At 42.5% G+C, this 1,156-nt stretch carries 2 protein-coding genes; both read left to right on the top strand.

The genetic code is table 11. From position 1 onward, the window contains the following. On the top strand, positions 1-315 hold a 315-nt coding region (locus HNQ81_RS17415), incomplete at its 5' end, for a hypothetical protein (RefSeq protein ID WP_221270901.1). A 140-nt stretch (positions 316-455) separates the two neighbouring features. After that, a complete protein-coding gene (locus HNQ81_RS17245; protein ID WP_183352662.1) occupies positions 456-989 on the top strand; it encodes a hypothetical protein in 534 nt (177 codons plus the stop codon). Positions 990-1,156: the final 167 nt, after the last annotated feature.

Here is a 1,156-nt window from a genome sequence, read left to right as displayed (position 1 = left end):
GCAATGTTCATAGTGAAGCTCCTCCATGATAAAAGGTGGTCCCACTATGACAGCTCAGTGCAGGGAAAAACAGATGCGGTTATTTTGACGGATACATTACAGCTGCGATGCCCAAACGATCGTCAAAATGGCGCACCCTTCGCTGTAGACAGTACATCGTACGATTCAGCTGCAAGAGCCTTCTTGTCAACCGTATTCAACAAGTATTCCGAAAGATCAATATCTTATCCTGAAAGTCGTTTGACTTCAGCTAGGGCAACGAAAAACTTCCTTTTGGCCATCGTTTGCTCTTCTAAGATGCAGGTGTATGGCTGAGCACACACCATAGTCATTCCTTTTTTTTACAGATCTTTCCCTCACTACCGCAATTTAGCTGTACCATATTTTGCTTTTTTATCGAGTTCATGTAAAATGAACACATGAATATATCTCAAAACACGTATCAGGAACTCGCCATGAAAAAAGATGAATTCAGAACACCACTGCTGCAGTCTGGCATTGTAATCACAGTAATGCTTGTTTTCTTTGCTTTTGTTGTTTCATCAAAAGCCGACGGCATCGGGAGTGGTTTTGCGGCAATCATCTCAGGAATATTGCATTCAATCCTCTTCTCCGTTGGACTCATTGTTTCAATCATTCTCTCCATCTCTCTGCTTATTTGCCTATTCCTGGCTGCCATGGCGTTGTACTCTTTTGATAAGGCCAAAGAAATATTCCTGCAATTACAAACAGTCTTACTTAATTCCACTGAATATCTGGCCCAAATCATAACCCATCGGAAAAATAATCATCTACGCAACCCCTCTCACGACAAAGCGAAAATTGAACAACTCGAGAACCAATTGGTCCAAGCATCCGAACAGAATCAACAATTGCTTTTGACTATTGACCATCTCACCAAAGAGATTGAATCGTTGAGATCAACGGAAAACAAGAAAGACACGGATCAACACAAAGCACCGCCTGTACCTGAGGCTTCTACTATCTAACTGGATCAGCGGTATTCTTTGAGGTAAACATTTTTTCATCCTTCATTTTTTCCGTCTTGCCCCGATCTTTCTTGAAAATCGATCTTGACATGGTCCAGGAGATACAGTAGTTTGCCGCGGTCTTTGGGTGACGGGACGTGTTGAATGAAGCGCGTGTGGTTGCGAAG

Source organism: Desulfoprunum benzoelyticum, assembly GCF_014201505.1.
Taxonomy (GTDB): Bacteria; Desulfobacterota; Desulfobulbia; order Desulfobulbales; family Desulfocapsaceae; genus Desulfoprunum; species Desulfoprunum benzoelyticum.
This window is presented reverse-complemented; position numbering and strand designations above follow the sequence as displayed.